Raw genomic sequence first — 6,883 nt, 5'->3', positions numbered from 1 at the left:
GGGCTCGGCCTCCTTGCGATGCAGGAATAGCGCCATCTTGGGCAAGGCGGGCAGCCCGGCGATCTCCGGCGTCATCGCCCTGACGCTGGCCGGCAGGCCGATATCGCTGCGGATTGTCAGTCCGAGCCCGGCGGCGACGGCTGCCCAGATGCCGCCAAGGCTCGGGCTGGAGAAGGCCATCCGCCATGCCAGGCCGGCGCGGTCGAGCGTTTCGGTCGCCACGCTGCGCAGCAGGCACGGCGCTTCGAGCGCCACCAGCGGCAACGCCTCGCCATCGCGCAGGCTGGTCTCGATCTGTTTTTCCGGGCCGATCCAGCGCATCTGGACGTCGGCGACATGCCGGCTGTAGGGCAGCGTCGCGCCATTGTGCCAGGCGAGCGCGATATCGAGGCTGCCCGAAATGATCCGTTCGGCAAGCTCATGGCTGCGTGCGATCCTGGCCTCGATCTTGACCTTGGGATGGGCGCGGGCGAAGCGCCCGAGCACCTCCGGCAGCACCGCCTCGCCGAAATCCTCCTGTAGCCCAAGCCGCACCCAACCCTCCAGCTCGACATCGTGGATGGCGGAGGCGGCCTCGTCATTGAGCTCGATCAGCCGCCGCGCGTAGCCGAGCATGGTCTCGCCCGCGTCCGTCAGCGCCAGGCCACGCCCAGATTTGCGGAAGATCGGCGTCGCCGCCTGGTCCTCCAGCTTCTTCAATTGCGCACTGATTGCCGAGGTCGAGCGGCCGAGCCGGTCGGCGGCCTTGGCGAAGCTGCCCAGCTCCATGCCGGTGACGAAGCTGCGCAGGACTTCGAGATCGAATGTCACGCGTCGCATGCTAATAATCCTGATATTCGGGACATTACGTCAAAAACTTCCTGATATTCAGTACGAAGCTATGGCGGTAGAGAGAGCGCGTCAAGTCCGAATGCAGCCGACCCATGCAGGAGCTGAACCATGTCCGCTGTCGCCACACGAGCAGATTGCAAACCGCTTCGCCCGGCCGGCGTTGCCGCCCCGTCAGAGGCGGCGGCACTTCGAGCCAATCATCGCTGGAAGGTGCTGGGCATCGGCGTCGCCGCCAATGCCTGCTTTTCCGCGACCTTCTCCGGCATTCCGGCCACGGCGGTGTTCCTGCGCTCGGGCTATCATCTCTCCAATGGCGAACTCGGCCTGGCGCTTGGCCTTCTCGGCCTGGGCGTGGCGCTCAGCGAATTGCCGTGGGGGCTGCTGACCGATCGCTGGGGCGACCGCCGCGTGCTGCTGACGGGGCTCGGCGCAACCGCGGTCTGGCTGCTCGTCATGGCCGCGCTGGTCGTGCCGTCACCGGCCCATATTCCCGGCATCGCGCTTCTCGCCGCTGCCCTGCTGGTCACCGGATTGCTCGGCGGCAGCGTCAACGGCTCCAGCGGCCGCGCCATCATGGCCTGGTTCGGCGAAGACGAGCGCGGCTTTGCCATGAGCATCAGGCAGACGGCGGTGCCGCTTGGCGGCGGGCTTGGCGCGCTGGTGCTGCCGTCGCTCGCTTCAGCCCATGGCTTCACGGCGGTCTTCGGACTTCTGGCGGCTGCATCCGCGGTCTCGACCTCGCTCGCCTGGCGCTGGCTGCATCAGCCGCCGGCGCATGACGATGCCAATTCGGGCAGCACGGCAAAGCCGGCCGGCCCGGCGCCGCTGCGCAATCCAGCCGTCTGGCGCATCGCGACAGCCATCGGCCTGCTTTGCTTTCCGCAGGTGGCGGTGCTCACCTTTGCTTCCGTGTTTCTGTATGATTTCGCCGGCATGGGAACAGCCGTGATCAGCGCCAGCCTGGCTGCCGTGCAGGTCGGCGCCATGGTCATGCGCGTCTGGAGCGGCCGCTACACCGACCGTCACGGCAACCGCCGGTCGTTCCTGCGTCTGTGCAGCCTGCTGAGCGTGGCCGCCTTCACCGTGCTTGCGGCGCTCGTCTTGTTTTCGGCCCAATTCTTGTCAGGCCAAGCGCCGATGCTGTCGCCGGCGATGGTCGCGATGCTGGTCGTGGCCGGCATCTGCGTCTCCTCCTGGCATGGCGTCGCCTACACCGAGCTTGCGACGCTGGCCGGCGCGAGCCAGGCCGGAACGGCGCTCGGCCTTGCCAACAGCCTGGTCTTCATTGCCTTCTTCCTGGTGCCGATCGCCATTCCCGGACTTCTCGTGCTCTGCTCGTGGGCAGGCGTCTGGCTGGGTGCGGCTATTTGCGCGCTGATCGCCTGGCCGATCTTTCTTCCGTCAAGCGATGGCCGCAAAAGCGCCTGACTTCGACACGAGATGGGAAAACAACGTTCTAAGCTGTTAACGCCCCATCAAGGTTAATGCATCATTGTAGCTCTCCAGTGGGGTCCGTTGCGTTTCTGGAGAGTTCCGTGCATCGACGTGTTTTGACGCGGCTTGTCGCCGCCGCCGGTGAGAAAAAGCGTTCCTTCCTGTCTCCGTTTATTATTGGCCTTGGCATCTGGATCGGCTTTCCGACGGTCGCTGCCTATCAGGACATGACCAGCCTGGTCTCCGGCCTGGAGGCGCCGAGCGTCCGCTGGAACGCCTATGTCGAGAAATCCGTCGCCGGCTCCGTTCACGCCGCCGAAATGCCCTTCCTCGATTCCAGCAGCACCGGCTCGCTCTCCGGCTCCGGCGTCCAGTTGCCCGGCATCGGCGCCGTCTCGTTTCGCGGCAAGGGCAGCATCGCCGGCACGACGCCGGACGAGAACCGCATCACGCGTGCCGAAAAGAAGGGCCGCATCATCCAGGTCTCGCCCGTCTCGCCGCCGAAGAACTTCAACGCCGGCTCTATCTTCGAGCGCACCTCCTCGCTGCTCCGCCCAAGCATGGATAGCGGCCTGAGGATGGCCTTCGCCAAGCCCGAGATCAAAGGCAAGGAAATCCAGATCGCCGCCGCCTTCCACACGCGCATCGACAAGAAGCCGGATCCCGGCGTGCCGGCGATGCTTGCCGCGCTGGTTAACAACGATCATCCCGACGTGCTGGCGACCGCCTACGCCTCGTCCGCTCCCGATTATGCACAGGCGTCGCCCTTCGAGGCCTTGCTGCAGGACGAGGACCCGAACGATGGCCGCTTCATTCCGCCGCTGAGCAAGGGCGATCATTCTTGGATGCAGACGCCGCTGCCGGCGAGCGTCTTTTCCAAACCGGAGCAGGCCTGTCTCGCCAAGGGCATCTATTTCGAGGCGCGCGGCGAAGCCGTGCGCGGCCAGGCCGCCGTCGCCCAGGTCATCCTCAACCGCGTCCGCAACCCGACCTATCCGAACTCGATCTGCGGCGTCGTCTACCAGAACGACAACTGGTTCAACCGCTGCCAATTTTCCTTTGCCTGCGACGGCAGGAAGAAGCGCATCGACAACGCCGCCGCCTACCAGACCGCACAGGATGTCGCCATGGCCGTTACAGCCGGCAAGATCTTCATTCCGGAAGTCGGCTCGTCGACCCATTATTATGCCAACTACGTCCATCCGGGATGGGCGCGGACGATGCAGAAAATGACCAGGATCGGCCTGCACATCTTCTACCGCACCTATGGTGGCGGCTGGAGCTAAGTGCTCGGGCAGCCCTTGCATCTTTCGCGCGAGAGCGGCCGATCGAAGGCCCGTCGCCGTAGGGATTCGGGCGCAGCCCGCCAGCGACCGCGTCGGGCACGATGTCGCACCCAGGCAAGTAGCTGATTTATAACGAAAAAATACTTGAGCTTGAACGTCTGCCCGTGGCTTGACGGGCGCGGACCCTCTAACTATGTTGCCGGCGACTTTAAGAAGCGGACGGACGGTGACGGTCTGACCGGGCAGGGGGTTGCGTGGCCGACAAGAATGGGCCAGACGGAACCGGAAAAACCGGGCGCGGCAAGCAGCATGAAGCCGACATCCGCGACGACGATCTTGAGCGCCGCCGGCGCGACCTTGAAGCATCGCTTGCGACAAGGCGGCCGGACCGGCTCGAGGGGAAAGACGACGCGAAAGCGGGCAGTGTGGCCGGGTACGGTCAGGCGCTCAAGCTGTCCAGCGAGTTCATCGCCGGGATAGTGGTCGGTGCGGCTCTCGGCTGGTTTATCGATCGCGTGGCGGGGACATCGCCATGGGGTCTGATAGTCGGGCTGCTGCTGGGTTTTGGCGCTGGCGTGCTCAATGTCCTGCGTTCAGCCGGGCTTGTGTCGGAATTCGGAACGGGCGACAAACCGCGCGATCCGAAAGAATGAATTGAGGCGCCGCATGCCGGCGCGTTGAACAGGATACTGAAGCCGTCTGCGGCTTTGATGGGGATTTAAAGTGGCTGCTGACAAGGTCGATCCGATCCACCAGTTCCAAATCCATCCGATCATTCCGATTCACATCGGCGGCTACGACCTGTCTTTCACCAATTCGGCTCTGTTCATGCTTGCGACGGTTGCTGTCGCATCGGCGTTTCTCTACCTCAGCACGTCGAGCCGCAGCCTCGTCCCGGGCCGCCTTCAGTCGGTCTCGGAAATGGCCTATGAATTTGTCGGCAATATGCTGAGGGACGCCGCGGGCACGCAAGGCATGAAGTTCTTCCCCTTCGTGTTCTCGCTGTTCATGTTCGTGCTTGTCGCCAACCTGCTTGGCCTGTTCCCGTATTTCTTCACCATCACCAGCCACATCATCGTCACTTTCGGCCTTGCGGCGCTGGTGATCGGAACGGTCGTTGTCTACGGCTTCACCAAGCACGGCCTTGGCTTCCTGAAGCTGTTCGTCCCGCACGGCGTGCCGGTTTACCTGCTGCCGCTGGTGGTGCTGATTGAGGTGATTTCCTTCGTCTCGCGTCCGGTCAGCCTCTCGGTTCGTCTGTTCGCCAACATGCTCGCCGGTCACATCACGCTGAAAGTGTTCTCGGGCTTTGTCGTCAGCCTGAGCGCGCTCGGCGCGGTCGGCGTGGCGGGCTCGGTTCTGCCGCTGGCGATGGCCGTGGCGCTGACGGCGCTGGAGTTGCTGGTCGCGTTCCTGCAGGCCTACGTCTTTGCCGTGCTGACCTGCATGTATCTCAACGACGCCCTGCATCCCGGGCACTGACAAGGTTTCCGGCATTGCCGCCGGATCCAATTTGCAACGGAATTTTAGATCCAAAGGAGTTGAATAAATGGACGCAGAAGCAGCAAAGTACATCGGCGCCGGCATCGCATGCCTCGGCATGGGCGGCGCGGGCATTGGCCTCGGCAACATCTTCGGCAGCTATCTGGCGGGCGCGCTGCGCAACCCGTCGGCCGCCGACGGCCAGTTCGGCCGTCTGATTTTCGGCTTCGCCGTGACCGAAGCGCTGGGTATTTTCTCGCTTCTCATCGCGCTTCTCGCCCTGTTCGGCTGAATGCTTGTTCGGCTGAACATTGGCAAGAATTGAACAGGCCGGCCGCGATCCTGCGGCGGGCCTGAATTTCGGGGATAGTCCATGTTCGTGACATCTGCCTTTGCGCAAGAGTCCGCGCCCGCCGTCGAAGGCGGCAGCGCTGGCACCGGCGTGCCTGCCGAGGCGCACGGCACGTTCCCGCCATTCAATCCGGCGACGTACCCGTCACAGCTGCTGTGGCTGGCAATCACTTTCGGGCTGTTCTACCTGTTCTTGAAACGGGTAGTGATGCCGCGCGTCGGCGGTATCATCGACGTGCGCAACGACCGCATCACGCAGGATCTCGATCATGCTGCCCGGCTGAAAGGCGAGGCCGATGCCGCCGTTGCCGCCTATGAGCAGGAATTGGCGGAAGCCAAGGGCAAGGCCAATGCGATCGGTCAGCAGGCCAACGATGCGGCCAAGGCGGAAGCCGAAGCTGCCCGCAAGACGATCGAGGCAGCGCTTGACCAGAAGCTTGGCGAGGCGGAGGCGCGCATATCTTCCATCAAGGCCAATGCCATGAAGGAAGTCGGCACGATCGCCGAGGACACCGCTTCGGCCATCGTCGAGGCGCTTGTCGGCGGCAAGGCCAGCAAGGCCGAAATCGCGGCCGCCGTCAAATCCGTGGCCGGGTGAGGAGCGCATCATGGACGCCACATCTCTCGCGACGCTTTGGGCAACGGTTGCCCTCGTAATCTTCCTCGGCATCGCCATCTACATCAAGGTGCCGGGCATGATCGCCAAGGCGCTCGATGCGCGGGCCGACAAGATCAGCTCCGAGCTCGAGGAGGCGCGCCGGTTGCGCGAAGAAGCCCAGCAACTGCTCGGGCAATACCAGCGCAAGCGCAAGGAAGCCGAGCAGGAGGCCGCGGCCATCGTTGCCGCCGCCAAGCGTGAAGCCGACATGCTTGCCGCCGAGGCGCACAAGAAGACCGAGGACTATGTCGCTCGGCGTACCGCTTTGGCCGAGCAGAAGATCGGCCAGGCCGAGCGCGAAGCAATCGGCGAAGTGCGTGCCAGCGCCGTCGATATCGCGGTAGAGGCCGCGCGCGCGCTGCTGGCCGGCAAGATCGACGCCAAGGCCGGCGCCGACCTGTTCAACGCCTCCCTGCAGGATTTGAAGTCGAAGCTGAATTAAGCGACTTCGTCGAGAAATTCATCGAAAGCCGCCTGGGAAGCCTGGCGGCTTTTTTGTGGGCGAAAGCGACTGAGCGCGTAATCTCCCCCTCGAGGGGGAGATGGCCGGCAGGCCAGAGGGGGTCGCCGCGCGTGAAGCGCCAGCCTTCTCTTTCGTCCCGCATGGCGTCGCGCCAGGACGTACCGACCCCCTCTGTCGCCTTTGGCGACATCTCCCCCTCGAGGGGGGATAGTGTGCTGAAGGTTCTGCAAAAAGTTTTGGAGAGAGAACGGCGCTTGCTCTGAGGGGCGAGCGGCCATGGCACGGTGGTGACGTTGCGATCACCGATTCCCGTGGAAGGGGAAGTGCCATGACCAATCGAGACGTTAGACTGAGCAGAGGCGAGTTGAAAGCGTTGCT

8 protein-coding genes are annotated in these 6,883 nt (G+C 63.9%); 7 read left to right on the top strand and 1 reads right to left on the bottom strand.

The annotated features are described in order from the left end of the window. Positions 1–819: LysR substrate-binding domain-containing protein (locus tag NKK47_RS34570; RefSeq protein WP_352579873.1), on the bottom strand; the 819-nt coding region annotated here is incomplete at its 3' end. Positions 820–939: 120 nt separating this feature from the next. On the opposite strand from NKK47_RS34570, the gene NKK47_RS34565 reads away from it, so the two are divergent. The 7 genes from NKK47_RS34565 to NKK47_RS34535 all read left to right on the top strand — a co-directional run bounded on the left by NKK47_RS34565 (position 940) and on the right by NKK47_RS34535 (position 6,484). Continuing rightward, positions 940–2,259, top strand: a complete 1,320-nt coding sequence (locus NKK47_RS34565) for an MFS transporter (protein WP_352579872.1) — start codon at positions 940–942, stop codon at positions 2,257–2,259. 107 nt (positions 2,260–2,366) lie between these two features. Beyond that, a complete protein-coding gene (locus tag NKK47_RS34560; RefSeq protein ID WP_352579871.1) occupies positions 2,367–3,551 on the top strand; it encodes a cell wall hydrolase in 1,185 nt (394 codons plus the stop codon). Between the two features lie 254 nt (positions 3,552–3,805). Continuing rightward, positions 3,806–4,204: an AtpZ/AtpI family protein gene (locus NKK47_RS34555; RefSeq protein WP_023716852.1), complete on the top strand. Its 399-nt coding sequence runs from the start codon at positions 3,806–3,808 to the stop codon at positions 4,202–4,204. 70 nt (positions 4,205–4,274) lie between these two features. Then, positions 4,275–5,033 (top strand): F0F1 ATP synthase subunit A, encoded by a 759-nt coding sequence (locus tag NKK47_RS34550; RefSeq protein WP_352579870.1) that lies wholly within the window; start codon positions 4,275–4,277, stop codon positions 5,031–5,033. Between the two features lie 67 nt (positions 5,034–5,100). Further along, the gene (locus NKK47_RS34545) at positions 5,101–5,325 is read left to right on the top strand and encodes a F0F1 ATP synthase subunit C (protein WP_006206606.1); all 225 of its coding nucleotides are present in this window, start codon (positions 5,101–5,103) and stop codon (positions 5,323–5,325) included. Positions 5,326–5,406: 81 nt separating this feature from the next. Further along, positions 5,407–5,982, top strand: coding sequence for a F0F1 ATP synthase subunit B (locus tag NKK47_RS34540; protein WP_352579869.1), 576 nt, complete (start codon positions 5,407–5,409; stop codon positions 5,980–5,982). Positions 5,983–5,992: 10 nt separating this feature from the next. Beyond that, positions 5,993–6,484: a F0F1 ATP synthase subunit B gene (locus NKK47_RS34535; RefSeq protein ID WP_023674071.1), complete on the top strand. Its 492-nt coding sequence runs from the start codon at positions 5,993–5,995 to the stop codon at positions 6,482–6,484. Positions 6,485–6,883: the final 399 nt, after the last annotated feature.

Origin of the sequence: Mesorhizobium sp. M0019 (assembly GCF_040323975.1) — a bacterium.
In the GTDB taxonomy this organism is placed as follows: Bacteria; Pseudomonadota; Alphaproteobacteria; order Rhizobiales; family Rhizobiaceae; genus Mesorhizobium.
The sequence above is the reverse complement of the archived record's forward strand: the minus strand, read 5'-3'. Positions and strand labels throughout refer to the sequence as shown.

Bases quoted from the DNA above. Each gene is read 5' to 3' on its own strand.
- NKK47_RS34565 (WP_352579872.1), top strand. From the start codon at position 940: ATGTCCGCTGTCGCCACACGAGCAGATTGCAAACCGCTTCGCCCGGCC.
- NKK47_RS34535 (WP_023674071.1), top strand. From the start codon at position 5,993: ATGGACGCCACATCTCTCGCGACGCTTTGGGCAACGGTTGCCCTCGTA.
- NKK47_RS34545 (WP_006206606.1), top strand. From the start codon at position 5,101: ATGGACGCAGAAGCAGCAAAGTACATCGGCGCCGGCATCGCATGCCTC.
- NKK47_RS34540 (WP_352579869.1), top strand. From the start codon at position 5,407: ATGTTCGTGACATCTGCCTTTGCGCAAGAGTCCGCGCCCGCCGTCGAA.